30 protein-coding genes are annotated in these 25,076 nt (G+C 70.4%); 15 read left to right on the forward strand and 15 right to left on the reverse strand.

The features are described from left to right. Positions 1-41: 41 nt before the first annotated feature. Positions 42-722 (reverse strand): response regulator transcription factor, encoded by a 681-nt coding sequence (locus AB0E05_RS11560; RefSeq protein WP_361961848.1) that lies wholly within the window; start codon positions 720-722, stop codon positions 42-44. Continuing rightward, positions 719-2,008 (reverse strand): ATP-binding protein, encoded by a 1,290-nt coding sequence (locus AB0E05_RS11565; protein ID WP_361961850.1) that lies wholly within the window; start codon positions 2,006-2,008, stop codon positions 719-721. Before AB0E05_RS11565 ends, AB0E05_RS11560 begins: the two co-directional genes overlap by 4 nt. Before the next feature lie 196 nt (positions 2,009-2,204). On the opposite strand from AB0E05_RS11565, the gene phoU reads away from it, so the two are divergent. Beyond that, positions 2,205-2,882, forward strand: coding sequence for a phosphate signaling complex protein PhoU (gene phoU, locus AB0E05_RS11570; RefSeq protein WP_361961852.1), 678 nt, complete (start codon positions 2,205-2,207; stop codon positions 2,880-2,882). A 201-nt stretch (positions 2,883-3,083) separates the two neighbouring features. Continuing rightward, positions 3,084-3,245, forward strand: a complete 162-nt coding sequence (locus tag AB0E05_RS11575; RefSeq protein WP_361961854.1) for a hypothetical protein — start codon at positions 3,084-3,086, stop codon at positions 3,243-3,245. Positions 3,246-3,352: 107 nt separating this feature from the next. Here the strand turns inward: AB0E05_RS11575 and AB0E05_RS11580 are convergent, their stop codons facing one another. Then, complete coding sequence (locus AB0E05_RS11580) at positions 3,353-4,699, reverse strand: MFS transporter (protein ID WP_361961856.1); 1,347 nt, start codon at positions 4,697-4,699, stop codon at positions 3,353-3,355. A gap of 172 nt (positions 4,700-4,871) precedes the next feature. Between AB0E05_RS11580 and AB0E05_RS11585 the strand changes: the two genes are divergently transcribed. Beyond that, positions 4,872-5,633, forward strand: a complete 762-nt coding sequence (locus AB0E05_RS11585) for a phosphoglyceromutase (protein WP_361961859.1) — start codon at positions 4,872-4,874, stop codon at positions 5,631-5,633. 80 nt (positions 5,634-5,713) lie between these two features. Here AB0E05_RS11585 and AB0E05_RS11590 read toward each other — a convergent pair whose 3' ends face one another. From AB0E05_RS11590 to AB0E05_RS11635, 10 genes are all read right to left on the reverse strand, one after another. Beyond that, the gene (locus AB0E05_RS11590) at positions 5,714-6,958 is read right to left on the reverse strand and encodes a tyrosine-type recombinase/integrase (RefSeq protein ID WP_361961861.1); all 1,245 of its coding nucleotides are present in this window, start codon (positions 6,956-6,958) and stop codon (positions 5,714-5,716) included. Beyond that, positions 6,958-7,194, reverse strand: a complete 237-nt coding sequence (locus tag AB0E05_RS11595; RefSeq protein WP_361961863.1) for a helix-turn-helix domain-containing protein — start codon at positions 7,192-7,194, stop codon at positions 6,958-6,960. Before AB0E05_RS11595 ends, AB0E05_RS11590 begins: the two co-directional genes overlap by 1 nt. Then, the gene (locus AB0E05_RS11600; protein WP_361962076.1) at positions 7,187-8,527 is read right to left on the reverse strand and encodes a replication initiator; all 1,341 of its coding nucleotides are present in this window, start codon (positions 8,525-8,527) and stop codon (positions 7,187-7,189) included. The genes AB0E05_RS11595 and AB0E05_RS11600 overlap by 8 nt, the downstream gene beginning before the upstream one ends. Before the next feature lie 94 nt (positions 8,528-8,621). After that, a complete protein-coding gene (locus AB0E05_RS11605) occupies positions 8,622-8,819 on the reverse strand; it encodes a hypothetical protein (protein WP_361961866.1) in 198 nt (65 codons plus the stop codon). 10 nt (positions 8,820-8,829) lie between these two features. Then, positions 8,830-9,021, reverse strand: a complete 192-nt coding sequence (locus tag AB0E05_RS11610) for a mobile element transfer protein (protein ID WP_361961868.1) — start codon at positions 9,019-9,021, stop codon at positions 8,830-8,832. Then, entirely contained in the window at positions 9,018-9,608 is a 591-nt protein-coding gene (locus AB0E05_RS11615) for a DUF2637 domain-containing protein (RefSeq protein WP_361961870.1), read from the reverse strand. The genes AB0E05_RS11610 and AB0E05_RS11615 overlap by 4 nt, the downstream gene beginning before the upstream one ends. A gap of 85 nt (positions 9,609-9,693) precedes the next feature. Further along, positions 9,694-11,070, reverse strand: a complete 1,377-nt coding sequence (locus AB0E05_RS11620) for an FtsK/SpoIIIE domain-containing protein (RefSeq protein WP_361961872.1) — start codon at positions 11,068-11,070, stop codon at positions 9,694-9,696. Beyond that, on the reverse strand, positions 11,070-11,423 hold the full coding sequence (locus AB0E05_RS11625; RefSeq protein WP_361961874.1) for a hypothetical protein: 354 nt from the start codon (positions 11,421-11,423) through the stop codon (positions 11,070-11,072). Before AB0E05_RS11625 ends, AB0E05_RS11620 begins: the two co-directional genes overlap by 1 nt. A 316-nt stretch (positions 11,424-11,739) precedes the next feature. Then, positions 11,740-12,966, reverse strand: coding sequence for a helix-turn-helix transcriptional regulator (locus AB0E05_RS11630; RefSeq protein WP_361961876.1), 1,227 nt, complete (start codon positions 12,964-12,966; stop codon positions 11,740-11,742). Then, positions 12,956-13,270 (reverse strand): antibiotic biosynthesis monooxygenase, encoded by a 315-nt coding sequence (locus AB0E05_RS11635; protein WP_361961878.1) that lies wholly within the window; start codon positions 13,268-13,270, stop codon positions 12,956-12,958. The genes AB0E05_RS11630 and AB0E05_RS11635 overlap by 11 nt, the downstream gene beginning before the upstream one ends. Positions 13,271-13,484: 214 nt before the next feature. Between AB0E05_RS11635 and AB0E05_RS11640 the strand changes: the two genes are divergently transcribed. The 11 genes from AB0E05_RS11640 (at position 13,485) to AB0E05_RS11690 (ending at position 21,676) form a co-directional block, all read left to right on the forward strand. Continuing rightward, positions 13,485-13,883, forward strand: a complete 399-nt coding sequence (locus tag AB0E05_RS11640; RefSeq protein ID WP_361961880.1) for an ATP-binding protein — start codon at positions 13,485-13,487, stop codon at positions 13,881-13,883. Next, positions 13,877-14,233, forward strand: coding sequence for a hypothetical protein (locus AB0E05_RS11645; RefSeq protein WP_361961882.1), 357 nt, complete (start codon positions 13,877-13,879; stop codon positions 14,231-14,233). Before AB0E05_RS11640 ends, AB0E05_RS11645 begins: the two co-directional genes overlap by 7 nt. Continuing rightward, positions 14,230-14,547 carry a hypothetical protein gene (locus AB0E05_RS11650; protein WP_361961884.1) on the forward strand — a complete coding sequence of 106 codons (318 nt, stop codon included), beginning with the start codon at positions 14,230-14,232 and terminating at the stop codon, positions 14,545-14,547. The genes AB0E05_RS11645 and AB0E05_RS11650 overlap by 4 nt, the downstream gene beginning before the upstream one ends. A 1,838-nt stretch (positions 14,548-16,385) precedes the next feature. Then, positions 16,386-16,808 carry a hypothetical protein gene (locus AB0E05_RS11655; RefSeq protein ID WP_361961886.1) on the forward strand — a complete coding sequence of 141 codons (423 nt, stop codon included), beginning with the start codon at positions 16,386-16,388 and terminating at the stop codon, positions 16,806-16,808. A 187-nt stretch (positions 16,809-16,995) separates the two neighbouring features. Continuing rightward, positions 16,996-18,090 carry a DUF1152 domain-containing protein gene (locus AB0E05_RS11660; RefSeq protein ID WP_361961887.1) on the forward strand — a complete coding sequence of 365 codons (1,095 nt, stop codon included), beginning with the start codon at positions 16,996-16,998 and terminating at the stop codon, positions 18,088-18,090. Between the two features lie 171 nt (positions 18,091-18,261). Further along, complete coding sequence (locus tag AB0E05_RS11665; protein WP_361961889.1) at positions 18,262-19,503, forward strand: helix-turn-helix domain-containing protein; 1,242 nt, start codon at positions 18,262-18,264, stop codon at positions 19,501-19,503. 136 nt (positions 19,504-19,639) lie between these two features. Continuing rightward, on the forward strand, positions 19,640-19,975 hold the full coding sequence (locus AB0E05_RS11670) for a hypothetical protein (RefSeq protein WP_361961891.1): 336 nt from the start codon (positions 19,640-19,642) through the stop codon (positions 19,973-19,975). Positions 19,976-20,336: 361 nt separating this feature from the next. Then, complete coding sequence (locus AB0E05_RS11675; protein WP_361961893.1) at positions 20,337-20,597, forward strand: hypothetical protein; 261 nt, start codon at positions 20,337-20,339, stop codon at positions 20,595-20,597. Beyond that, positions 20,594-20,941, forward strand: a complete 348-nt coding sequence (locus AB0E05_RS11680; protein ID WP_361961895.1) for a hypothetical protein — start codon at positions 20,594-20,596, stop codon at positions 20,939-20,941. Before AB0E05_RS11675 ends, AB0E05_RS11680 begins: the two co-directional genes overlap by 4 nt. A gap of 85 nt (positions 20,942-21,026) precedes the next feature. Further along, a complete protein-coding gene (locus AB0E05_RS11685; protein ID WP_361961897.1) occupies positions 21,027-21,515 on the forward strand; it encodes a hypothetical protein in 489 nt (162 codons plus the stop codon). 35 nt (positions 21,516-21,550) lie between these two features. Continuing rightward, positions 21,551-21,676, forward strand: coding sequence for a hypothetical protein (locus tag AB0E05_RS11690; protein WP_361961899.1), 126 nt, complete (start codon positions 21,551-21,553; stop codon positions 21,674-21,676). Between the two features lie 316 nt (positions 21,677-21,992). Here the strand turns inward: AB0E05_RS11690 and AB0E05_RS11695 are convergent, their stop codons facing one another. Together AB0E05_RS11695 and mshA are read right to left on the reverse strand one after the other, a co-directional pair. Further along, a complete protein-coding gene (locus tag AB0E05_RS11695) occupies positions 21,993-22,496 on the reverse strand; it encodes a YbjN domain-containing protein (RefSeq protein ID WP_361961901.1) in 504 nt (167 codons plus the stop codon). Then, positions 22,489-23,865: a D-inositol-3-phosphate glycosyltransferase gene (gene mshA / locus AB0E05_RS11700; RefSeq protein ID WP_361961904.1), complete on the reverse strand. Its 1,377-nt coding sequence runs from the start codon at positions 23,863-23,865 to the stop codon at positions 22,489-22,491. The genes AB0E05_RS11695 and mshA overlap by 8 nt, the downstream gene beginning before the upstream one ends. 256 nt (positions 23,866-24,121) lie before the next feature. Here mshA and AB0E05_RS11705 point away from each other — a divergent pair, with 256 nt between their 5' ends. Then, positions 24,122-24,913, forward strand: coding sequence for a class I SAM-dependent methyltransferase (locus AB0E05_RS11705; protein WP_361961906.1), 792 nt, complete (start codon positions 24,122-24,124; stop codon positions 24,911-24,913). Positions 24,914-25,076 lie beyond the last annotated feature (163 nt).

Below are 25,076 nucleotides of genomic sequence, written 5' to 3' on the forward strand. Positions count from 1 at the left end.
CGTACGACAGCGACGTGCGGCTCACGGCCGCGGCTTACGGCTTACGGCTCGAACTTGTAGCCGAGGCCCCGGACCGTGACCAGGTAGCGCGGGGCACCCGGGTCCGGCTCGATCTTGGCGCGCAACCGCTTGACGTGCACGTCCAGGGTCTTGGTGTCCCCGACGTAGTCCGCGCCCCAGACCCGGTCGATCAGCTGCATCCGGGTCAGCACCCGGCCCGCGTTGCGCAGCAGCATCTCCAGCAGGTCGAACTCCTTCAGCGGCAGGTCGACCTTGCCGCCGGAGACGGTGACCACGTGCCGGTCGACGTCCATCCGCACCGGCCCGGCCTCCAACGCCGCCGGTGCGACCTCCTCCGGCTCGCCGCGGCGGCGCAGCACCGCGCGGATCCGGGCGACCAGCTCCCGGGAGGAGAAGGGCTTGGTGACGTAGTCGTCGGCCCCTATCTCCAGGCCCACGACCTTGTCGATCTCGCTGTCCTTCGCGGTCACCATGATGACGGGGACGTTCGAACGGCCCCGCAGCTGGCGGCAGACCTCCGTGCCGGGGAGCCCGGGCAGCATCAGGTCGAGGAGGACGAGGTCGGCGCCGTTGCGCTCGAACTCGTCGAGTCCATCGGGGCCGGTGGACGCCACGGCGACCTCGAAGCCCTCTTTTCGGAGCATGTAGGACAGGGCGTCGCTGAATGATTCCTCATCCTCGACGACGAGCACTCGGGTCACGGAAGGACCTCCGGGGCTGGGATCTCGGTGTTCGGATCGGTTGGGGTGGGCCGGTCGTCGACGTCGTCCAAGTCGGCGGCGAGATCCGGGCCGGTGGGTGAGCCGGCGGTCGTGCCGGTGGGGGATCGGTCCCGCGTGGCGCCCGCTTCCGGGAGCCGCAGGGTGAAGGTGGAGCCCTGACCCTCGGAGCTCCACACCGTGACCTCCCCGCCGTGCGAGGCGGCCACGTGCTTGACGATCGCCAGGCCGAGGCCGGTGCCCCCGGTGGCGCGCGAGCGGGCGGGGTCGACGCGGTAGAAGCGTTCGAAGACCCGTTCGCGGTCCTTCTCCGAGATGCCGATGCCCTGGTCGGTGACGGCGATCTCGATCATGCTGCCGCCCTGCGCGGGTACGCGGCGGGCGGAGATGCCGACCCGGGTGCGGGCCGGTGAGTAGTTGACGGCGTTCTCGACGAGGTTGCCGAGGGCGGCGGCGAGCTGGCCCCGGTGTCCCCAGATGTACAGCCCGGCGGTGCCGCCCGAGGCCATGGTGATGTTCTTGGCGGTGGCGGGCTGCCGCGAGCGGTCGACCGCCTCGGCGACCAGTTCGTCCACCCGGACCGGCTCCGGGTCCTGGAGGGGGTGGTCGTACTGGACGCGCGAGAGGTCGATCAGCTCCTGGACGAGATTGCTCAGCCGCATCGCCTCGATCTGCATGCGCCCCGCGAAGCGGGAGACCGCCTCGGGGTCGTCGGAGGCGTCCATGACCGCTTCGGAGAGCAGCGAGAGCGCCCCGACGGGGGTCTTCAGCTCGTGGCTGACGTTCGCGACGAAGTCCCGGCGGATGGCTTCGATGCGACGGGCCTCGGTGAGGTCCTCGACGAGCAGCAGCACGAGGCGGGAGCCGAGCGGGGCGACGCGGGCGGAGACCGCGAGGGCCTCGCCGCGGCCGGCGCCCCGGCGCGGCAGGTCCAGCTCGACCTGTCGTATCTCGCCGTCGCGGCGGGTGTCACGGGCCATCTGGAGCATGGCGTCCACCGTCAGCTTTCCGCCACGTACCAGTCCCAGCGCGTACGCCGCCGAGCTCGCCTTGACCACCGCGTCGGCCTCGTCCAGGACGACCGCCGAGGAGCGCAGCACGGAGAGCACCGTGTCCACTCCGGGCGGCAGCACGGCGTCGGTGTGCAGCGAGGACCTGGTGGGCCTGCGCTGCTCGCGTTCGCTCCAGCGGAACGCGAGCACGGCGAAGACACCAGTCAGCAGACCGGCGATCGCCGCCGCTGCGGCGACCGCCGCGTTCACGTCCATGCATCCAGATTAGGCACGGTCCGGACGGTGGTCCCCGTCGATCACCGTTCCGCCGGCACTCGTCGCCCAGAGTTCACCGAGGGGACGGGGCCGGTTCATTTGGGAGGGCGGGGCGCGACGCCTTGGCCGCCGAACGTGGGAGCGTGGGGGTCCGAGAGCCCCACCCGGACCCCGTTCACTGTAGAGAGGGAACTCCATGCGGGACGCGTACCACGAGGAACTGGACTCGATCGGCGAGGGCCTGGTCGACATGGCCAAACTGGTCGGATCGGCGATAGGGCGCGCCACGACGGCGATGCTCGACGCGGATCTGAAGCTGGCCGAGAGCGTGATCGCCGCCGACCAGAAGGTCGACGACCTCCAGCACGACCTGGAGGCGCGGGCCATCGCCCTGCTGGCGCGACAGCAGCCGGTCGCGACCGATCTGCGGATCGTGGTGACCTCGCTGCGGATGAGCGCGGACCTGGAGCGCTCGGGCGACCTGGCGCAGCACGTGGCGAAGCTGGCGCGGCTGCGGTTCCCCGAGTCGCCGGTGCCGCGCGACCTCCAGGCCACGATCCTGGAGATGGGTCAGCTGGCGCAGCGCCTGATGGCGAAGGCGGGCGAGGTGATCATCACCAAGGACGTCGACCTGGCGCTCCAGCTGGAGACCGACGACGACGAGATGGACCTGCTGCACCGCACGCTGTTCCAGCACCTGATGGACGACCGGTGGAAGCACGGCATCGAGACGGCGGTCGACGTGACGCTGCTGGGCCGCTACTACGAGCGGTTCGCCGACCACGCGGTGTCGGTGGCGAAGCGCGTGGTGTACCTGGTGACGGGTGAGCACGCGGACGAGCTCCAGCCGACGACGCAGGTGGAAGGGGCATAGGGGGCCCGAGGAGACCTCAGGGGACCGTGTTGCTCGGACCCCCGGCGCGCGAATCGGTCACGGCGGGTGCGAGTGCCTCGACGCGCTGTTGATGCGCCGCCCGCGGTGGGCGTGGAATTGGCCGAGGGGCGGTACGAGGCACACGTCGTGCGCGGGCACGCCCCCGGTTCGCCGACGAGGTCTGCCGATGAGGAGGAACACATGGCTGAGTCCCCCACTCCGGAACCCCAGCAGGAACGATTCGCCGAAGTGACCGCCGACGCACGCCGACTGCCGCTGCTCGGTGCGTGCGGCTGCGGCTCGGGCTGCGGCTGCGGCTGCCAGTCGGGGTCGCCGTGCCAGTGCGGCGGCGGCTGCGGCTGAAGCGCGGGACGTACGTACGCCGTGGGGCGTACGCATACGGGGAGGGCCCGCCGGTCGGTGACCGGCGGGCCCTTCGTCGTACGGCTCCGTATGCGTGCGTACGGCTGTCAGGCGGTGGGCTCCGCGGTGCGTACGGGCTCGGTCGCGGCCGGTACGGGCTCGGCCTTTGCGCGTACGGGCTCGGTGGTGACGGGTGTGGGATCGGCCTTCGCGCTCCGTACCGGCTCGGCCGCCGGCAGGTTCCGCATCAGCAACCAGTACCCGAGCCCGGCGACGGTCCCCAGCGCGGCGCACGTCGCCCACAGCCACTGCTCCCCCAGCCGGTCGATCATCGTCCCGGCCATCAGCGGCGCGATCAGGGTGGCGACGGGCCAGGTCACGCTGAACACGCCCTGGTAGCGCCCGCGGCCGTGCACCGGCGACAGCCGCACCACCAGCCCCGTCTGAGTGGGCGCGTTCACGATCTCCGCGAGGGTCCAGATGAGGACGGTCAGCGCGTAGAAGCCGATCGAGCCGGCGAAGGCGGTGAGCCCGAAGCCGTACCCGACGAGCAGCGAGGAGACGGCCAGCAGGAGGCGCGGGTCGCGGTGCTCGATCAGGTGCGTGACGGGGATCTGGAGGACGACGATCAGCAGCCCGTTGAGCGCCATCACCAGGCCGAAGTCCGCGGGGGACATCCCGTCGGCGCCCATGGCGAGCGGCACGCCGGTGTGGCCCTGCATGAAGACCAGCGCGATCAGGAACGAGAGCCCGACGACGCCCATGAAGCGCCCGTCGCGCAGCACGGTCCGCAGGCTGACCTCCGCGTCCGCCGCAGCGTCCGCGCCGTCGCCGACCGTCCGCTCCGGCCGGGACTCCGGCAGCTTGATGAAGATCAGGATCGCGCAGGCCATCGTCATCACGGCCTCGCCCAGGAAGCCGATGAGGTAGCTGTACTCGGCGATGAAGCCGGCCGCGACGGCGGAGATCGCGAAGCCGAGGTTGATGGCCCAGTAGTTGAGGGCGAAGGCGCGGACGCGGTCCTCGGGCGGCACGATGTCCGCCATCATCGCCTGCACGGCGGGCCGGGACGCGGTGGTCGCCGCGCCCACCACGCACGCGACGGCGGCGATCGCGACCGGGTGCTGCACGAAGCCGAGCACCGCGACGGAGACCGCGGTGGAGGACTGCGCGATCAGCAGGGTGGGCCGGCGGCCGAGCCGGTCGGCCATCACGCCGCCGGCGAGGGAGGAGACGATGCCGCCGAGCCCGTAGAGGGAGACGACGAGGCCGGCGTACGCGGCGGAGTGCCCCTTCTCGTTGGTCAGGTACAGCACCAGGAACGTGGACACGAACGCCCCGAGCCGGTTCACCAGCGTGCTCGTCCACAGCCACCAGAAGTCCCGGGGCATCCCCGAGACCCCCGCCCGCACGGCCCGTCTGACGGCCGCGGCGCGCCCACCGACTACGGACATCCGTCCCCCCACCTATGTAAGTGTCTCTGTACAGCACTGCACATTACATAGGCGGTGCTCCGCCGGCCAGTCATTTGACGGCTCCCGTCAAACGTCCGGGCGACCGTCCGGGCGACGTCCACGCAGCGTCCCGGAGGGCAGGCGCGGCACGGGGTCCATTACGCTCGTACGCATGGCCGACGCACCGTACAAGCTGATCCTCCTCCGCCACGGCGAGAGCGAGTGGAACGCGAAGAACCTGTTCACCGGCTGGGTGGACGTCAACCTGACCGAGAAGGGCGAGAAGGAGGCGGTCCGCGGCGGTGAGCTGCTGAAGGACGCGGGGCTGCTGCCCGACGTGCTCCACACCTCCCTCCAGAAGCGCGCCATCCGCACCGCCCAGCTCGCGCTGGAGTCCGCGGACCGCCACTGGATCCCGGTCCACCGCTCCTGGCGCCTCAACGAGCGGCACTACGGCGCGCTCCAGGGCAAGGACAAGGCGCAGACGCTCGCGGAGTTCGGCGAGGAGCAGTTCATGCTCTGGCGCCGCTCGTACGACACCCCGCCGCCGCCGCTTGAGGACGGCACGGAGTTCTCCCAGAGCGACGACCCGCGCTACGCGACGATCCCCTCGGAGGCGCGTCCGCGCACCGAGTGCCTGAAGGACGTCGTCGACCGGATGCTGCCGTACTGGTACGACGGCGTCGTCCCGGACCTCCTCGCCGGCCGCACGGTCCTGATCGCCGCCCACGGCAACTCGCTCCGCGCGCTGGTCAAGCACCTCGACGGCATCTCCGACGAGGACATCGCGGGCCTGAACATCCCCACCGGCATCCCGCTGGCGTACGAGCTGGACGCGGACTTCAAGCCCGTGAACCCGGGCGGCACGTACCTCGACCCGACTGCTGCGGCGGCGGCGATCGAGGCCGTGAAGAACCAGGGCAAGAAGAAGTAAGCGGCACCGGACAAGCCCCCTACCTGCGGGTTCTCCGCGGGAAGGGGGCTTGGTGGTCCGCTGGGGCCGTCGCTGGGCCGTCAGGTGCGGGACGGCCCGGCCCGGGCCGCGTCGAAAACTGCGGCGACGGCCTTGCGCGTGCGCTCCTGGCTTGACGGCATGAGGTGCGCGTAGACGCGGAGCGTCAGGCCCGGGTCCGAGTGGCCCAGGTACTCGGCGAGTGCCTTGATGTTCTCCCCCGCGTCCAGGAGGACGGACGCGTAGAAGTGGCGGAGGGCGTGCATGCCGTTCTCGCGTGACTCGGCGTAGGGCTGACCGCGCTCGGGGACGGGGATCACCCCGGCGGCGGCGAGGGCTGGTTTCCACGCGTCGTCGTTGAGCGACGTGCGCCAGACTTGGCCGCCGCGCGGCGCCGTGAAAACCAACTGCTTGGTCACGGGCGGGCCGTCCGCGACCTTCCACGGCAAGGTGATCTCGACGGGTGGGAACTGCTTCATGTGGTCCCGCAGTACGTCGGCCACAGGACCGGGCAGCGGCACGTCCCGGAGCTTGCCGCCCTTGGGCCGTGCGAACACGGGCTTGCTCCGGCTGAGCTTCAGTTGCTGGATGACGTGCAGCGTGTTCGTCGTGAAGTCCACCGCGTCGACGGCCACACCAAGGATCTCCCCCTGCCGAAGGCCGCAGCCGGCGCCCAGGTCCACCATGGCTTGGTAACGCTCGGGCATGCCGGCCCGGACGGCGAAGACGCGTTCCGGTGTCCAGGGGGCGACGCGCTTGTCATCCACCGTCGGCGGCCGGACCGAGCGGGCGGCACACGGGTTCCGAGGAAGATGGCCGTCGTCCACGGCGGCGCTGAGCGCGGCCCGCACGTTGGAGTAGATGGTGCGGGCGTACGAACCCCGGACGCCGTCTTCTTGGAGCTGCCGCACCCAGTCACGGATATGGGCGGGCTGGAAGGAGCCGAGCGGGCGCGAGCCCAGGTGAGGGAAGGCGTGCAACCGGAGTTGCGACTCCATCGACGCTTGGGTGTTCGGATCGGGCGCGTGGAGCACCCAGCTCTCGGCGTACTGCTGGAATGTGGTCCGGGCCGCACGGGGGTCGACGTACTGCCCGCGCGCCATGTCGGCCTCGGTCTCGTTCAACCACTGGTCAGCGAGCCGCTTTTGCCGGTCGGGGAAGCTCTTCGACTTCTCCGTCCCGTCGGGGCCGATGTAACGGGCGCGGTAGCGCATCCCCGTGCCGTACCGCTCGGTCTTGACCTTGTGGGTCTTCCCGTCCGAACCGACCTTGGCCGCGTACCAGCGGTCTTGGACGTGCCCGGCCATCAGGCAGCCACCTCCCCGCGCTGGGAGTCGACCCAGGCCCGAACGTCGACCGGGTCGAAGCGGAGGTGCCGGCCGACCCGGAAGCCACGGGGTCCGGTCCGCTTGCGCCGCCACTGGTAGACCGTCTCGACGCTGGGCAGTTCGAAGAGGCCCACCAGGTCGTCAGGGGTGAGGTAGCGAGCGGGCAGGCGCGGTTCCGTCACCGCGCCGACCGGGGCGAGGCGTCGGCTAGCCACGGGTGGGTTCTCCTTCCGTGCCGGGGGCGGGGCTGAGGGTGGTGGTGAGCCAGGTTTCGGTTTCGGTGAGGCCGGTTCCGGTGTAGGTCCAGTGAGTGAGGACGTACGTGGTCTGCTCGGGGTGCTCGGTGGTGTTCTGTGCGTGGCGCCATTGGGTGCGGGCGTGGCGTAGGGCGCCGAGGGTGGTCGAGTAGGTGCGCGACTTGGTGGAGAAGTGGCCGCGGAAGCCGAGCATGTGGGCCCAGGCGCGGAGGCGGAGGTGGGCGAGGTCTTTGCGGGCGCCGAGGGTCCAGGCGGTGCGGATCAGTTGTCGGGCGTGGTCGGTGATGTCGAGGTGGGCGAGTTCGGCGGCGAACTTCAGCGGGCGGTCGAGGGCGCCGGTCGCGGTTTCGGCACCTTTGGTGGCGTACTTGGCGATGTACGCGGCCACGGCCCGGTCGGTCAGAGCTTGGCCACCGGTGAAGTCGGCGCCGCGGATCGTGCGGACGTCGAGCTGGGCACCGAAGGCGAAGGTGTGCGTGCGGCCGTTGAGGGTGGGGCCGGTGATGCGGGCTTGGGTGGTGGCGGTGTGGATGGCGTCGGTGAGGAGTTCCGCCGTCGCCCAGGGCGGGGGTGGGGTGTGGCCACCGTTGGGGCCGTCGAGGCGGATGACGGCGTGGAAGTGGACCGCGCCGCGCTTCTGATATTCGGCGACCTTGGCGAAGGAGACCCGGGCGTGGTGGCGCAGCTCCCGTTGGGTCAGCCCGGCCAGCTTGGCGACCTCTCTGCGCAGGTGGATGGTGAAGCGGCGCCACAGTGCGCCAGCGTGGGCGTTCCACAGGACGGCCGCTTCGTAGTCGTACGCGTCCGGGCGCAACGGTGTGCCCAAGGCCGGGTCATCCGGGGTGTGGGCGGTGCCACAGCGGCAGGTGGGCCGGTTCGACGGGCGGTTGTGGACGGGGCCGAAGCCGGGGGCGGTGAAGGTGGCGAAGACCCGAGGGTGGGCGGTGACCGTGTCGGGGGTGCCTTTGCCGCCGCGGAGGCCGGAGGTGATCAGGTGGAAGGTGTCGCGCCGGTAGACCTCCGCGCAGGCGGTGCAGCGGGTCGTGCGGCGGTTGTTGCACCGCACCAGCAGACTCCCCGCCGGAAGCCGGGTGGAGTCGAGGCGGTGGAGGAGCGGGCCGATCTCCCCGGTTGCGGTGTCGAGGGCGTGTTCCGTGCGATGGCCGTCAAGGCGGACCGGGTTCGTACAGCCACCCAGGCCCTGGAGTTGGCGGGCGAGGGCGGGTAAGGCGCCGGATGTTGCGAGGGTGCTGAGTTCGGCGAGTGGGACGGGTGTGCGTCCGGTAGTAATGGAGCTGTCCTTTCGGCGGTGCAGTGGTCGGGAGGGTGCGTGCCTGCCGGGGCGGTGGATGCTTGGCGGTATCGAGGCCGCCCCGGGAGGCCGGTCAGCGTGTGGCCGGGTCGTTGACGATGTCGACGCCCGTGCGTGTCCCCGATTCGATGGCGGGGGCGAAGAAGGTCTGGGAGAGCCAGAAGCCGAAGAGGGCGATCACGACGGCGACCCACAGGCGCACCCCGAGGAACTTGATCGCGGCCCAGGCGACGACGCCGAGGACGAAGACGAGCGGCAGGCTCACGGTCACGGGCATCTCCTCAGCGGGCGGTGCAGCGGTGGGTGCGGGCGGCGAGTTCGGCGGCGGCGCGCGAGTCGTAGTCGGTCGAGAAGCCACAGCGCGGCGCGGTACAGGCGGCGGTGTGCTTCTCGCGGCCGTAGAGGTCGTAGGACGTGCCGACCCAGACGGGCCCGATGCGCACGACACGGTGGAAGCGACGGTTCGGACTCATGGCGATCGTTCCTCTCGAAGACGGGCGGTGATGGCGTCGGCCATGGGTTGGGGGACTCCGAGCCGGGCCCGAAGGGTCGCGGCGTCGGGCGGGTGTCCCGTGCGGGCGCGGTGTGCGGTGGCGACCTTGCGGGCGTGTTCCACCAGCGCGGCCGGAACGGCCGGTGTGGGAGACGGGCGTACCGGCTCTGGTGCGGTGATCGGCTCCGCGGAAGCGGGTTTTGGGTCGGGGGTGTGGGCGAGGAGGGTTCCGCCGAGGAAGGCGAGGGCGGGCCAGCCGGCGACCGTGATGCGGAGCCAGGCGGGGACATCGTTCATGTCGAGGAGTCCCGCGGTGGCGACGTTCGCGCCCAGCGACGCGGCGAGCGCGATCACGAACCAGCACCAGGCAACCGTCTTGGACTGCCCCGAGCGCAGGCGACGCCAAGCCGCGACCATCAACAGGTCGACACTGACCGGGTAGGCCCACGCCTTCCACCCGTCCTGTCCGGCCGCCACCGCCAGGTCGTGAAGGTGGGCGAAGGACAACGCGGCGGCGATCACCGCCTGGACCAACACGGCGTCGACGCGGAAGGGCAGGTTGCGCACGGCCGGGCTCCTTCCTGTTTCGGGCATGGCGGGGGTAGGGAGGTGGCGCGAGACGGTCACGCCGACCGAGGGGGTGGGGGTGTGATCAGCCGGTGGCCGGCTGCGGCTTCACCAGCGACGGCGCAGAAGGGGCGACCGGTACGGGCGCGACCGGCCGGAAGGGCTTGAGGGCAGGCAGTTCGGGGGTGAGGTGGGCCGAGGCGTGGCAGGTCGCGGCTGCGTCGGTGAGGGAGAGGTAGGGGGTGCGGATGCGGGACCAGCCGCCCGAGGTGTCACCGGCCACGGCGAGGCCGGGCAGTTCGGGGGCGATGGTGCAGGCCGCGCCGACCGCTTCCGGGGCGATGTCGCCGAGCGCCATCTTGGCGGAGGCTTCGTCGTTGACCCGGTGACAGACACGGCCGGTGAGCTGGGCCCGCAGCATCGTTGCCCCCTTGCCCAGCTCCGCGCCGAAGCGCTGCCCACACACCTCCAGATACATCCCCGCGGCGCGACCGAGTTGGGCGAGCCGAATGAGGTGGGTGACCATCTCATCCCGCCGCTCCTCGTCCTTGCGCGTGGCCACGAGGAACAGTTCCGCCACCTCATCGACGACGAGCACGATCGGCACCGGGCGTTCCGACTCGGGCAGCCCCCAGATATCGGAGGTGATCTCCTCGTCAGGGATGCCGGGGGCGAGGCCCTGCCGCGTCTTGATCAGGTCGTACCGCTCCTCCATCTCCCCCACCAACGCGGGCAGCAACTCCGCCGCCTCACCCGGATCAGTCGCCAGAGCAGACAGGCGAGGAGCGAACGGCGCCAGCTCCACGCCCCGCTTGCAGTCGATCCCGACCAGCGCGACCGGTTGCGTCGCCAGCCCAGCGATCAAGTGGCGGAGGAACATGGACTTGCCTGACAGCGTCGCGCCGAGCGTGAGCCCGTGGGGAACGGTCCGGTAGTCCCGTACGAAGGCGGTCGCGTCCTCCCGCAACGCCACCGGCACCCGCAACAGGGCCGTGTCCAGCTTGCGTGGCATGCGTACCCGCTTGAGGACGTCGAAGCCGACCAGCCGCAGTTCCACCAGCCCCGGCTTGACCGTGGTCACGTACACGGCGTGCACTCCCCAGGCATGCCGCAACCGCTCCGCCGACGCGGCCACGTCCGCCGGTTCCTGACCGGGCGCGAGCCGGAGCCGGAGCCGTAACCCCGTCGACGTCGGCCGAGGAATCCCCCGACGCGGCGGAACCGGCCGCACCTCCCGCCGAGTCGTCGCACGCACAGCCATCACCCGCAGCCGGGAAGGCGCCACGGTCAGGCCACACGCCTCCATGACCGACCCGTACGACCCGATCAGTCGCGCGGTCGATATCGGCAGACCAACGGCCAACCAGTACAGGCCCGGATGACGGGCCCGGGCGTAGGTGGCCCCGACGCCGAACACGGCGAGGAGACCACCCACGACCAGCAGTGTCGTGGCGTCGACCATCAGGCACTCGCCACCGCGGTGGGGAACGCGGCCGGCATCACAGCGGCGGCGCGGAACGCGATGCCGTGCCGCTGCTGCCCGTTGAACACGCTTTCCCACGGCCGCGCCACCAACCCCGGCAACGACACCGGCGCCCCCAGCATCAGCCCGTCAGCGATACCGCTCTCCGGCACCGTGACCTTCACCAACGACGACTCACCGTCCTCGATGTACACGACCCCGAGCGTCATCAAGCTCTCACCGGTCTGAGCGTCCTTGGCAATCTCACCGGTCTGTCGATCACGAACCTTGGGCTCAGGAGCCTCCGTCAACAGGACCGTCGCCGCCGAAGTCTCCACACGAATCGTGCGCACGAAATTGTTCTCCCTTGTGCGGCGCCCCACATGAGGGCGCAAATGATCACTAAGTGGTGCACATGGGGAGGTTGACCGCATACGGGTCGGGCGCGATACGCTCAAGGAGCGTTGATGCCAAAGACGCACCCGGCCTGAGTGGGCTGCCTCCCGCTCAGGCCACATCTGTTTCCGTGGCCCTATCACTCCCGCGCCGGACAGGTCTGCCTTCCTGGTCGGCGCGTTCACATGCCCGCAAACCCCTCCCTGCCGGATGCGAGGAGGAGCCTGCCGACACTCACCACAGTAACCCGCACTGGAAGTACTGTCTAGTACTTCAGGTACTAGTCCGCATTTCTTGTACGCCCAACTCCCGGGCGAGCGCCCGAAGCTGATCGGACGGCAGCGGACTCATCGCCAGCAGGTCGGCCACCAGTTGCTTGACGGCGGGCTTGGCCCGGAACATCTCGGGCAGCAGTTCGCGCACCCTGACCAGGGAGTTGACCGCCTGATCGATCTGGCGGCGCTGAGCGTGTGCCTTGGCGAGGTCGATGCCGAAGCGAGCCTGTCGCTCCGAGGACAGGCCGGAGGCGTCCACGGACTCCGCGGCCCGCAGGGCCACCCCGGCATCACCCAGGTCGACGGCCACGGCGACTTCATGGAGTGCGACGTTGGTGGGCCCGAACTCCGTGTTGTAGTCGTTACGCCCGTCACCGACACGCTCGGCCAGCTCCCTCGCCTGGCGAAGGTGGGCGTACGCGTCGTCAGCCCGGTTCATCCGGCCCGCGGCAAGGGCCCGCTGGAGGGTGAGGGCACCCCGCAGCGCGACGGCGCCCAACTCGTCGTCCTCGGTTAGCGGAGCGAGCGCGTCAGCGGCGCTTCCGGAAACCCGGGCCGCCTGTTCGAAGTGACGCGCCCCCAGGAAGACGATCGACAGCCGGAACTCTCCCGCGGCCATCAGCAGCGGGTCCCCCGCCCGTTCGGCAGCGACCACGGCTCGGTCGACCGCGATCCACGCGGCTTCAGGCTCACCCGAGTTCGCCAGCGCCGCACTGCACGTGTGGTACATCGTGGCCAGCAGCCGGAACAGCTCAGGCCGTTCGTCGTCGGTGCCCGCCCGAGTGGCTGTCTCCAGGCGCGGAACCAGTTCTTCCAGCAGTTCGGCCAGGTCGGCGTAGTTGCCTTCGTGCGTCAGATCCCAGGCCCGCTTGACGGCGGCCCGCAGGGCGGGGATGTCCGGCGGTGACGGTCGGCCGAGAATCGCCTTCAAAGAGTGCGCCGCGCTGAGGACGAGCCGCAGTCGGCTCGCACCGGGCGTCTCCCCTTCGGCGACGGACGCCACGATCGGCGCCTCGGCGGCCAACTCGGCGATCGGTACGTCGAGGACCTCGGCGACCTTCTCCAGGACCGTCATCCGGTCGATGCGGCGAACGCCCCGCTCGACCTGGGACACCCAGGCTTCCGACCGGTCGAGAAGGCCGGCGAACTCCTTCTGGGACAGCCCCCGCCGCTTGCGGTTGAAGGCGATCTTCCGACCGAGCGCCTTCTGGTATTCAGCGCTCAACGTCCACACCCTTGCCCGACATGAAGTCCAGGCGATCCACCTCGGTCGAGGTGAGGTACTGCTCCCGCGCCTCCAGGAACTCCCGCACGTAGCCCTGCGCCTCATGCGTCTCGAAGGCGGCGACGTCCCGGTAGAGCTCGTAGAAGATCCGCTCCAGCGGACGGCCGTCAACACGGTGCACCGTGTAGATCACCGTTCCCGGTTCGTTCGCACGAATCTGCTCACCGGTCCGCGCCACCAGCTCGTCGAATGCGACAGCGGCGTCCGCGTCCTTGCACGTGAACCGCACCATCAGTCCGAACATCTCGGTTCCTCTCCCTATGGCGAAAACGGCCAGGCACCGCCCTGCGGCGAACGCTATGCGGCTTCTACCCGCACGAAAAGTTCGATCACGCACTTTTAGTGTCCGCACGTGGAGTACGGTGCTAGTACTAATTCTACGGCTCATCGACTTCCGCGTCAGCCGAATGCCTGCCAGGTCACGAAAAGCCGCAGGTCATGAGGGATGGAGGACACCCATGCCGACCCACCGACGCACCTTCGCCGGTCTGCCTCAGGAGGTCAGTCGCGCCCGCCGCTGGACCCGGGATCTTCTCGGCGCCCACCCGTGCGCGGACGACGCACTGCTGATCGTCACCGAACTGGGCACGAACGCGATCACGCACACCGCGAGCGGTGGTGGCGACTTCCTCGTGGCCGTCACCCAAGCCGAGACCGCCGTCACCATCACCGTGACGGACTTGGGCGGCGCCCAGACTCGACCGCACGTCGCACACTCCGATAGCGGGGATGTCGGCGGTCGAGGGTTGGCCCTGGTCACCATGTGCGCGACCAGGGTGAGCATCAGAGGTGACCGCGGCGGCCACACGGTCACCGCCGAACTCCACTCCAAGGCGCCGGAACTCAGGACATGCTGACGGCGACGAGCGCGGTGCGACCTGAGCTGCGGACCGGCTTCCTGTGCGAGGCCGTCGCCTACTGCCCCCACGCCAATCGCAAGTTCCCGCTCGGCTCGCACGCGGCGGCAACCCCTCGCCTCGCCCTGCGCTGGCTGCACGCGAGGGCCGGCGACATCATCGACCAACTCGACCCGCCAGCGGCGGCCGTGGCGCACGACTGGCTCGCCGACCGCGCAGAACACGAATGGGCGTTAGAACTCTTAGCCGAGGGCGAGCCGTACGACCACATCGTCCGTGAAGGCAAACTCCGCTACCTGCTGTCCGTGCTTCCGGCCGGAAGCACCAGGTTCTTCAGGCAGACACCGTGACCACCGAGCCGACCAGCGACAACGACGAAGGCAGGGTCTGGCGCCCCCTGCGACCCGAGGTCGAACAGGACTACTGCGGCGACTTCCACGCGGCCATGAACGCAGTCGTCCGCTACTGCCGCAACGTCGTCAACGAACACAGCCACCGCGGCTTCTGGACACCCCGAGGCGACAGCCCGACCCACGACGAACTCATTACCCAGGCCCGCCACGACGTCCTCACCAAGCTGCAGCTGGTCCTGGACTGCGCCGAGACCGTCGCCCACGAGATCGAACGCGACCGCCAACGCCCCCACCGACAGCAGCCGGAGTGAGTTACAACTTTCTCTACTGGTTCAAGGCGCCTCGCTACGCTCGCCGCGCACGGCCCGACCCCCGGCCGGGCCTGCGCTCCTGTCTCCGCCCCGCTCCAGCCCAGCCGGCGCCCGCGCCGTGCTCTCAGCAATCAGCCGCCGTAATCACGGCTCCGCCGCCGGAGCTTGCTCTGGGGGACGTCTGGGCAGCATGGCTAAGGCCCGGGGTGGGCACCGTGGCACACGCGCGCCTGATCGGTCGTCGCACCCACCATCGTGGCTGACTTTCAATGGCTGAGGTCAAACCATCTATGGCGAAATCACGCTAAGAGGAGTCCATGACGGAAAGGGAAGCGGCGATTCGCACCCTGGCTCGGATCGCTGACCACGTGCATTGGGTACAGGAATGGCCCGACGAGCCGACCTGGCGTGACCGATTCCGCCGCTGGGTGAATCCCGAGTCATACAAGTTCGACCGGACCGCCGCCCCACCGGGGCCCTGGGTTGACCGGCCCGCAGGGCACTACGAGCGGACAGGCTGGCGTATCCGTGCCGCCTACTTCAGATCTGAACTGGCTTTCGAAGTCGAGTACGTGGTCTGCAATCTATGCAAAATCGGCTGGGTGGAAGCACCTCACACCTACGACGGCTACGAGCGCTGCGGCCTCGCCTCGGCCGCCCTACGGTCCTTACGCCACGCCTACCCCGGCCTCCAGTGGCACACAGCCGGCGGGCACTTCCGCGAGGCCGTTCCATTCTGGAACTCCGTCAGCGCGGACGTTCCAGGCGGCTACAGCCAGCAGGAGAGATGCCCTCACGCACCGTAAGAACCCGTAAGTACGGGACTGAAATCGTAGGCCGCAGGCAAACGCACCAGATAGGACGGGGAACAGCGAGGGACCACGGTGAAGCCACCACTGGCTAGCGCTCCCTCAAATGATTCATTCGCTCAGGTCAGCGCCTGTATCAGCTTCAAACAACCGCAGCTTCCCTGGCTCAGAGCGCAAGTTCGAATCTCGTCACCTGCTCCAGAGAAGAGGGCCCACGCCGAAGACCAGGGCCTCTCTTGCTGTCTGGACTGGACGCATCCGGGCTTCGGCACCACAGGCCTGCCGAGGTCTGTGGCGCGGTGGAGCGGCGTGCTGGACGGGGAGGGGCGACGTCGGGAACGATGGGCGATGCCGTTTGGTCATTCCGCGATGAGGAGGGTGCCTCGTGCCTGTCTCTGGAGGTAGGCGTGGCCTCGCGTTCCAACTAACTGAAATTCGCGTTACCGCTGAAAGATCCTCAGGTCAAGAAAGTGGCGGCCCCGCGCCTGCGGAGGTGTTACGACCGACGGCTGCGCCCGGTACATGGTCTCCCACGGTCGGCCCCGCGCCTGCGGGGGTGTTCCGCCGTCCGCTAGGGCGTTGCCCATGACGTCGGCGTCGGCCCCGCGTGTGCGGGGGATCTACGGACAGAAGATCGGCCCACGAAGTAACCGGCCCCTGGGCCGTCCTTGGGCCGTCCGACGGCGCTCGACAGCGACCAAGGACGACCAACAATGACCACTAGACGCACGAGCCCACTGCATGTGACCAGCAAAAACCCAGCTCACCAAGATCCCCGGCAAGACCCAGGGCAAGAAGAAGTAAGCGGCTCGGCCTTCGGCCCCCTGCCTGCGGTTTCCCTGCGGGTGGGGGGCTCGGTCGTGCGTGTGGGCACACCCGCGGTCCGGGCCGTACCGCATGACGGCCCGGGCCACCGCGGGACGCGGCGACGGTGCCCGCCCCTGAGTAGCCGTACTCAGGCGCCGGCACCGGCTGTGCCCAATACTGAGCGGGACATGACGGTTGCTGGGAGGGGCAGATGTGGCGAGCGTGAGCAAGAGCGTCGCAGTCAAGAGCGTCTCGGTGGCGGCACTCGCGGCCTTCGCCGTGATCGGTGCCGGGGTCGGGCCGGCCGCGGCGGCGGAGGCACGAGGACTGCTGCCGCACCCGGGTCCGGACGGTCTGGTCTGGGTGGAAGAGTGGACCGGAGACGGCGGTGTCGCCTCCGGTGGCGCGTCACAGGGACTGGCGACGGTGCTGACCGTGGCGTGTGAGGGCGGCGGGCAGGTCGCGGTGACGATGTCGCAGCAGACCCAGATCGCCGCGTTCACGGTGGACTGCCCCACGGGTCGTACGGGGCTGGGCTCGGTCACCCTGGACGCCGGCGTGGTGCGGTCGGGGTCCTACACGATCGGCGTCGACGCCTCCACGGACAGCACCCGCTGGGCCTTGACGGTCACTCAACCCGAGTAGCGACCCGGGGCCCGCGGCGACGGCCGGTGATCGCGCAGCGCCCCCGGGGCTGCGCGATCACGCCCGGGAGGTCCGCCGGCCCCGCGGGTGCGGGGGCTTCCTGGTGTCCCGGTCGGGTTCGCTCCCGCCCCACTCCGACTCGGCGGGGGAACGCCCGGGCCGGGCGCCCCAGTCGTACCCTGCCGGGGTGACGCGGTTGATCGTGGCAGCAGGCGGAGGAGGCGACGCGGTCGCCGCCGCGATGCTCGACGCGGCCCTGTACGGCACCGAGGACCCCGCGGTCGTCCTCACGTACGCATGGGATCGCCTCCTGGTCGACCCGGTCCCCGGCCCCAGAAGCCCCGCCGACTTCACCGCCCTGTCGCAGCTCACCCCGAACGTCCCGGTCGTCACCGCGGAGACCGAACCGATTCCCCCGGCGGGCTCCACGCTGCCCCGCCTCGCACGGGAACTCCCCCAGACGTTCGCCCTGATCGACGCGCGCCACGGCGCCCAGGGAATCCTGCGGCAGCTCATGGAGCTGGTCGCGCACCTGCGCCCCGAGTCGATCGACCTGTTGGACGTCGGCGGCGACGTCCTGGCGCAGGGCACCGAACCCACCCTCCGCAGCCCCCTGGCGGACGCCCTCACCCTGGCGGCCTGCGCCCAACTCGACGTACCCGTACGCCTGCTGATCGCCGGCCCCAGCCTCGACGGCGAACTGACGGCAGGAGTCCTGCGCCCCCTCCTCGGCCGCAACGTCGTCACCCTCGCTCCCGAACACGTCGACCGCGTCGACGAGGTCCTTGAGTGGCACCCCTCCGAGGTGACGGCCATGCTCGCGGCCACGGCCCGAGGGATCCGCGGCCGGTGCGAAGTCCGTGACGCCGGGCTCCCCGTCCCCCTCACCGACGAGGGCCCCACAGTCCACGACGTCGACATCGACGACGCCTTCACCCGCAACGCCCTGGCCCGCGCGGTTGCTTCAACGACCACGCTCACGGAGGCCGAAGGACTCAGCCGAGAGATCGCCGGCTTCTCCGAGATCGACTACGAACGCAACAAGGCGACCTGGCTCCGGACGAGGCACACGGAACCCCTGGACCCCGACGTCGTCCTCCGACGCGTCACCGAGTTCGAACACCAGGTCCGCGCGAAGAACATCAGCCACACCACCTTCCGCCACCTCACCGAAGCCCTCAACCTCCCCGGCATGGAACGCGACGCCCTGAAGCGCCTGCTGCTCCAACACCATCCGGAGCAGTACGCACCCCCGCTCTGGCACATCCCGCCGACGGCCTGAGTTACAGGTCCCTCTGCTGTTCAAACACCCGAGTCGGGACGTGTCGGCCCGCGGGCGTGGCGTTCGCATGCACGCCCCCAGCCGCAGAGCTTCAGCGCTGGCGGCATACCCGCTGTTCCTGCGTCGTCACGCGGGTACCGTTCCCAGTGGACGCTAGAAACGGAGACCAGTATGGCGCGTTGGAGCGAATACACCACAGGTCAACGCATCAAGATCCTTCGGGGCAAGAGCATCCGCCAGACCGATCTTGCCGAGATGACAGGGCTGTCGCTGCCCACCATCCAGCAGGCCGAACAGGACAAGCGTTTGACCTTGCAGACCTTGCTTCTGCTGGCCGACGCCCTCGGGGCGGACACCGCTGTGATCCTCGGCCAACAGGCGCCCCGCAGGGCGATGGAGCAGGACGACCGTGCGGTGATGCAAGCCCTGTCGCGGGTCGTGCACGACACCGCGGCGGGCATACTGCCCGACACCGTCACCGCCCCTTCGCTCCAGACCCTCGAAGCGAACGCGAAGCGCTGCTGGGAGACGTACTGGAAGGGCGGCTATCTCGGGGCCGGCGCCCTCGCCGGCCAGCTCATCGCGGAGGCCGGTGCGCGGCTTCGCGAGCAGCCGGCCGGCGAGCAGGCGGAGGCGTGGACAGTCCTGTCGAACGCGTACCGGCTGGCCGGGTATGTCGCCAACCTCATGGGTGCGCGGGACCTTGCGTACGCCGCCATCGGGAACGCTCAACACGCTGCCTCCCATGCGGCGGACGAGTTGAGCGGTGCCCTGGTCATGTCGGGTAGGGCCTGGATCTACCTACGGGACGCGCGGCTGCGGGAGTCGCTGGCGCTCGCCGAGAAGGCTGCCACGGACATTGAGCCCCGGTTCTCTCAGGCCACCACCGAGCAGTTGGTGGCGTACGGATCGCACGTCAATTTCGCCGCCGTGGTGGCGTCGCGACTGGGCAACAAGGAGTTGGCGGCGGATTACCTCAGCCAGTCGCACGCGGCTGGTGCGCGGATGGGGCGGGAGGCCGCGGCACACGGCACGGTCTTCGGACCGGTCACCGCGACCACGCAGGCGGTCGGCATCAAGGTCGCCCTTGGGCAGACGGGGCAAGCGCTGACTCTGATCGGAGAGATCAAGCCCCGGCACGAGGAGGCCCTTTCCGGTGCCGCTCGGAACCGGTACGCCATGGACAAGGCGATGGCCCAGGCCGACGCGAAGCTCTGGGACGCCTCGCTGGAGACGTTGGAGCAGGTGCTCGTCGAAGATCCCACGTGGGCTCGACACCAGGCCCTCCCGTCGGTGATCGTCGAGAAGGTAGGCCGGGCGTCGACCGCACGACTGCGGCGTGTTTCCAAGCTCCTCGGCGTGGGGGCGGGGAGTAGCGAGTTCCTGCCCGCAACAGCCAAGACCGTGCTGTAACTCGTACGCGGCGTACCAGTTCGCCTGGATGGTCTTGAGTTGGGCATAGACCCCGTGCGACTTGGATAGCCCATGAAGTCCCAAGCCATATGGGGCCGTTCTTCACTTGCGTCCGCAGGTACGAGACGGTCATGCCATGACCCGTACTGGACAGCAAAAGAGCAGACGGGCACACCTCGCCGATGCATCGATCGGCGTCTACCCGTCCAGTGGCCGGATCGATCGAATCCCCGTCGTCATCCACTCGGCCGGTCATCACATGCTGCCCGAGATGCGCGCTCGGGCAGATGCCCGTGACTGGCAGGTGGTAGCGGAGGTCACGACCTGGGGCAAGGTCCGGGAGCTGATCGAGAGCGCTCAGGCCCAAGGTGTCGTCACCGACGCCACCGACGTCGGTGTGCATGCGGAGTGGCTGGCCCGCGCTGCAGCCTTCCTGCTCCGCGTCGATGCGATACCCGACGCCCCTTCGTGACCGGCGCGACTCCGGCGCGCTGCGAGGATGAGCCGGTTCCGGCGGCGCGCGATCTGACGTGGCACCAGGCAAAGGGGCTCGCCTGCGACGCGTGCGGACGTCGTCTCACCGCCGGTGCGGTCTACCGAGGCTGGGCCCGTGGCCGTCTCGGTGCGCACGTCCTGGACGCGGAGGTCTGGGCATGCCCCACTCCGCCACCGCAATAGCTCCCCGCTCGCATGCCCTACGAGCGGGGTCGGGTGGCCCCGGCTATGCCCGTCGCACAGGCGGGGCCACCCCTCTTGAACACCCTCAACCTGAACAGAACCCCCGCAGCCTGGCAGGGCCCGGGGGTGTGGCCGACTGAAGTGGAGTCGACGCGATGCATCGTAGTCATGACCGCAATCCTCCGGAAAGCTTCCCGCCGAGTACGGATCTCGTCCCGGCGCGCACGCGCGAACTCGTCGGGCAGCGCGACGAGGGACCGCCGGCGATGACGATGCGGGTGTACCGCGTCGCCGCGGACGGGAAGCGGGGGCCGGTGGAGCGGGAGGTCAGTGTCCAGGCGACGGACGACACCGTGCCGGAGCCCATGGCGTACCCGCCGTGCACCTGCCCCCGTTGCGCCAGGGGTGCCCGGTGACGGGGCAGTTGGTTGGCTTCGGCGCGTCCCTGGTGGACGTCAGCCGTGACGTGCGCCTGGCCGGCGCCCTGGGGCTCAGTCAGCCGGCGGCCGACACCGCCGAAGCGCTCCGCGAGCGGCTGCGGGCCCACATCGCCGCGCTCGCCGTGCCCGCGGAGGCGTACGGGCGCAGCCTCAGCGGCGAGTGGTACGGGCAGCACGTCCTGGCCTGCGTCGCGAGCGCCCGCAAGGCCGCGGCCGGCGTCGACCCCGACATTCGGGTCGATGAGGAACTGCTGCTGCTGGCCGAGTACATCAAGACCCTCCTGATGTACACCGCGCGCAAGCCACGCCACAGCTCCTGAACTCCGTGTGCCGGCGCACGGGCAAGGGGCCAACGCGCCGGCACACGGGCAAACACCAGACAACCGAAGAGAGGCAGGCAGACCCATGGCACTACCCGCACCCACACCGCGGCTGTCGGCTCGCGCCCTCGTGTCGGACGCCGAGTTCTCCGCGTTCCTCACCACGATCCTCAGCAACAACTCCGGCATGGACACCGCCACGGGCAGTCGCATCCTGGAACAGGCGCTCGCATTCGTTGCGACCGCCGCCAGCAGGCCCGGCACCGTGATGGTGCCCTCCCGCGTCGTGGACGAGGGTTGGCACACCCTCCTGTTGCACACTGGTGCCTACTACCGGCTGTGCGCGGGCTTCGGGAACTTCGTGCACCACATCCCCGAGGCGCCGGACGTGACCCGATTCTCCCAGGCGGCCATCGACCGGACCGTGACCCTCATCGCGGCAGCGGGGTACGTGGTCGACCTCGCCCTGTGGCGCGCCCCCGACGACCAGCCGGTACCGGTCGCAGCGAAGTGCCAGCACTCCGACGACTCGGGCCCGATCGTCATCATCCCCAAACCCAAGCCGGCGGGCTGACCGTAGCCCTACGCTGCCGCCTGGAAGGAGGCTCCATGGAGAAGGAGTGGATCGACCCGCGGTACGCCAAGCTGGTCGAGGCGTGGAAGCGGGCACGGCAGCCGAGCGGCAGCGACCCGAAACCGCGCCCGGTCCGGATGTTCGTCGTGCCCCGGCCGTAGCGGCACGAGCCGGCCCCGGCCCAGGCGCCCGCTCCCCCCTCACGGTCGGCCCCGCGCCCGCGGGGGTGTTTCTCACGCCGGCAGCGGGGATCCTGACGTTCTTGCGTCCGCCCCGCGCGCGCGGGGGTGTTCCCGATCTGCCGCGGCGTCGGGTGGGGCAACCGTGGTCGGCCCAGGGCGGCGCGTGGCTCGGTTCCGGGGCGCTCTGGGCGTCTATCTGGTCGAACTCGGGGACGCGGGAGATCGCGACGATCGCACGGCAAGGGGCAGTGGCCGCGCCCACGGAAAGAGGTGTGCGCCGGTAGGCGACGTACGGTCAGGAGGGGCGTTCGGTCAGGTGGGTGAACGCGTCGAGGTTGCGCGTCGACTCGCCGCGCGACACCCGCCACGCGTACTCCTTGCGGATCGCACTGGCGAAGCCCAGCTCCAGCAGGGTGTTGAACGCACCGTCCGACGCCTCAAGGACCGCCCCGAGCAGTCGGTCCAGTTCCTCCGGAGTGATCACGGCGAGCGGCAGCCGGCCAGTGAGATAGACGTCGCCGAGCGGGTCGACCGCGTAACTCACCCCGTACAGCTTCAGGTTCCGCTCCAGCAGCCAGCGGTGCACGGCGGCGTCGTTCTCGTCGGGGTGGCGGATCACGAAGGCGTTCAGGGAGAGGGAGTGCTCGCCGACGCGCAGCGCGACCGTGGTGGCGAGCTTGCGGGTGCCGGGGAGCGTCACGACGTACGAGCCGGGCTCCGGGCTCTCCCACTCCAGGTCGGCGGCGCGCAGCGTCTGCTCGATGACGGCGGCGGGGGTGGGCTCGCGTACGTCAGACATGGTGCGAGCGTACCCGTCGGCGGTGGTCGGCCATGGCCGACGCGTACACGTCCGCGGTGGCCGCCGCGGACGCGTCCCAGCCGAAGGATTCGGCGTGCCGGGCCGCCGCCGTGCCCATCCGCGCGGTCAGCGCCGGGTCGTCGAGCAGCCGCTGGAGGGCGTTCGCGTAGTCGACGGGGTCGTGGCCCTGGACCAGGTAGCCGGTGCGGCCGTCCTGGACGGCGACGGGCAGGCCGCCGACCGCCGCGGCCACCACCGGGGTGCCGGTGGCCTGCGCCTCGATCGCGACGAGGCCGAAGGATTCGCTGTACGAGGGCATGACGAGCACCGACGCGGCGCGGAACCAGTCGGCGAGCAGGTCCTGGCCGACGGGCGGGTGGAAGTGGACGACGTCGGCGAGGCCGAGGCGGGCGGCCAGCTTCTGCAGGCCCTCGGGCTTGGCGAGGCCGCTGCCGCTGGGGCCGCCGACGACGGGGACGTACAGCCGCGTGCGGAGGGCGGGGGCGCGCTCCAGCAGGATCGCCACGGCGCGCAGGAGGACGTCGGGGGCCTTGAGGGGCTGGATGCGGCCGGCGAAGAGGGGGACGAAGGCGTCGCGGGGGACGCCGAGGCGGTCGCGGGCGGCGATGGCGTCGGCGACGGCGGACGCGGGTGCGTCGGTCGTCGCACCGGCCGTCGTGGGGCGGAACCGGTCCAGGTTCACCCCCGGGTAGACGACGGCGACCTTGTCGGGGTCGGCGTCGTAGAAGCGGACCAACTCCCCCGCCTCCTCCGGAGTGTTCGCGATCAGCCGGTCGGCGGCGTTCACTATCTGTGTCTCGCCGATGACCCGGGACGACGGCTCGGGCGTGTCGCCCTCGGCGAGCGCGGCGTTCTTGACCTTGGCCATGGTGTGCATCGCGTGCACGAGGGGGACGCGCCAGCGCTCGGCGGCGAGCCAGCCGACGTGGCCCGAGAGCCAGTAGTGGGAGTGGACGAGGTCGTAGTGGCCGGGGCGCTGGCGGGCCCACGCCCGCATCACGCCGTGCGTGAACGCACAGAGCTGGCCGGGCAGGTCCTCCTTGGCGAGCCCCTCGTACGGGCCGGCGTCCACGTGGCGCACCAGGACGCCCGGCGCCAGCTCCACCGAGTCGGGCAGGCCGCCGGCGGTCGCCCGGGTGAAGACCTCGACCTCGATGTTGATCGCCGCGAGCCGTTTGGCCAGCTCGACGATGTAGACGTTCATCCCGCCCGCGTCGCCCGTGCCGGGCTGGTGGAGCGGCGAGGTGTGAACGCTGAGCATCGCGACGCGGCGCGGTCTGCGGTGCGTGCCGGGCAGCCTGAGTCGAGGGGCCAGACCGGTGGAGATGCGGGAGACGTACTGGCTCACGCGAAGACCCTCCTCGTTCCGGGCATGGCGAATGGGGGACGCGCTCGGTCCTCCGCCACGGCACAACAGTGGAGCTGGCCCCTCCATTTCCCTTCGTACGTCACTTTGCCAAATCGTGACCGGGTGAGCACGGTCGGGTACCGGCGGTCGGCGACGAAGGCGCTGGTACGGGGCCTGCGGGGCCCTTCGGGCGGGGCGGCGCGGAAGCTCCGGCAGGCGGAGCGGGGGCGGCTCCGGGCCCGCTTACCCTCGATGCATGAGCTCCCGTCCCGTCGGCACCGCCACCCGCGGGACGACGAATCCGAACCGGCTGCGCCGGATGGACCGCTGGATCGCGGCCGTCCACGGGCGTGCGCTGCGCGCCGCCGCGCGCCCCCTGGCCGTGGACCTCGGATACGGCGCGGCGCCCTGGACCGCCGTCGAGCTGCTGCGGCGGCTGCGCGCCGGCGCCGACCCGCGCTGCGAGGTCGTCGGCATCGAGATCGACCCGGCGCGGGTCGCGGCGGCGGGGCCGTACGAAGAAGACGGGCTGACCTTCCGGCACGGCGGCTTCGAGGTGCCCGTCGACCCGGCGCCGATGCTGGTCCGGGCCGCGAACGTGCTGCGCCAGTACGACGAGGACGAGGTCGCGGCCGTGTGGGCGCGGCTGTGCGGACGGCTCGCGCCGGACGGGCTGCTGGTCGAGGGGACGTGCGACGAGATCGGGCGGCGGCACGTCTGGGTCGCGCTCGGGCCGCGGGGCCCGCGGACGGTCACCTTCGCGGCCCGGCTCGGCTCCCTGGACCGCCCCTCCGACCTGGCGGAACGCCTTCCGAAGGCGCTCATCCACCGCAATGTGCCCGGCGAACCGGTGCACGCCTTCCTGCGGGACTTCGACCGCGCGTGGGCGTCCGCCGCGCCGTACGCGTCGCTGGGTGCGCGACAGCGCTGGATCGCGGCGGTGCGGGAGCTGGCGCGGGACTGGCCGGTGGTGGACGACCGGCGGCGCTGGCGGCAGGGCGAGGTCACGGTGGAGTGGGCGGCCCTCGCGCCCAACGGGTCCGACTGAGGCCGGACGCGCCTCGGGCGGCTCCGGCGTGCGCCCCCCGCACGGGTGAACGTACGTACGAGCGGGAACGCGGAGTGCGATTCGTTCGTCACTGGGGGTGGAGGGCGAGGGTGCGGGGAGGCGTACGAGATCCAGGGGGTGGCGCGGGGAGCAGCGGGCGGTG

This window comes from Streptomyces sp. NPDC048057 (assembly GCF_040653095.1).
Classification (GTDB): Bacteria; Actinomycetota; Actinomycetes; order Streptomycetales; family Streptomycetaceae; genus Streptomyces.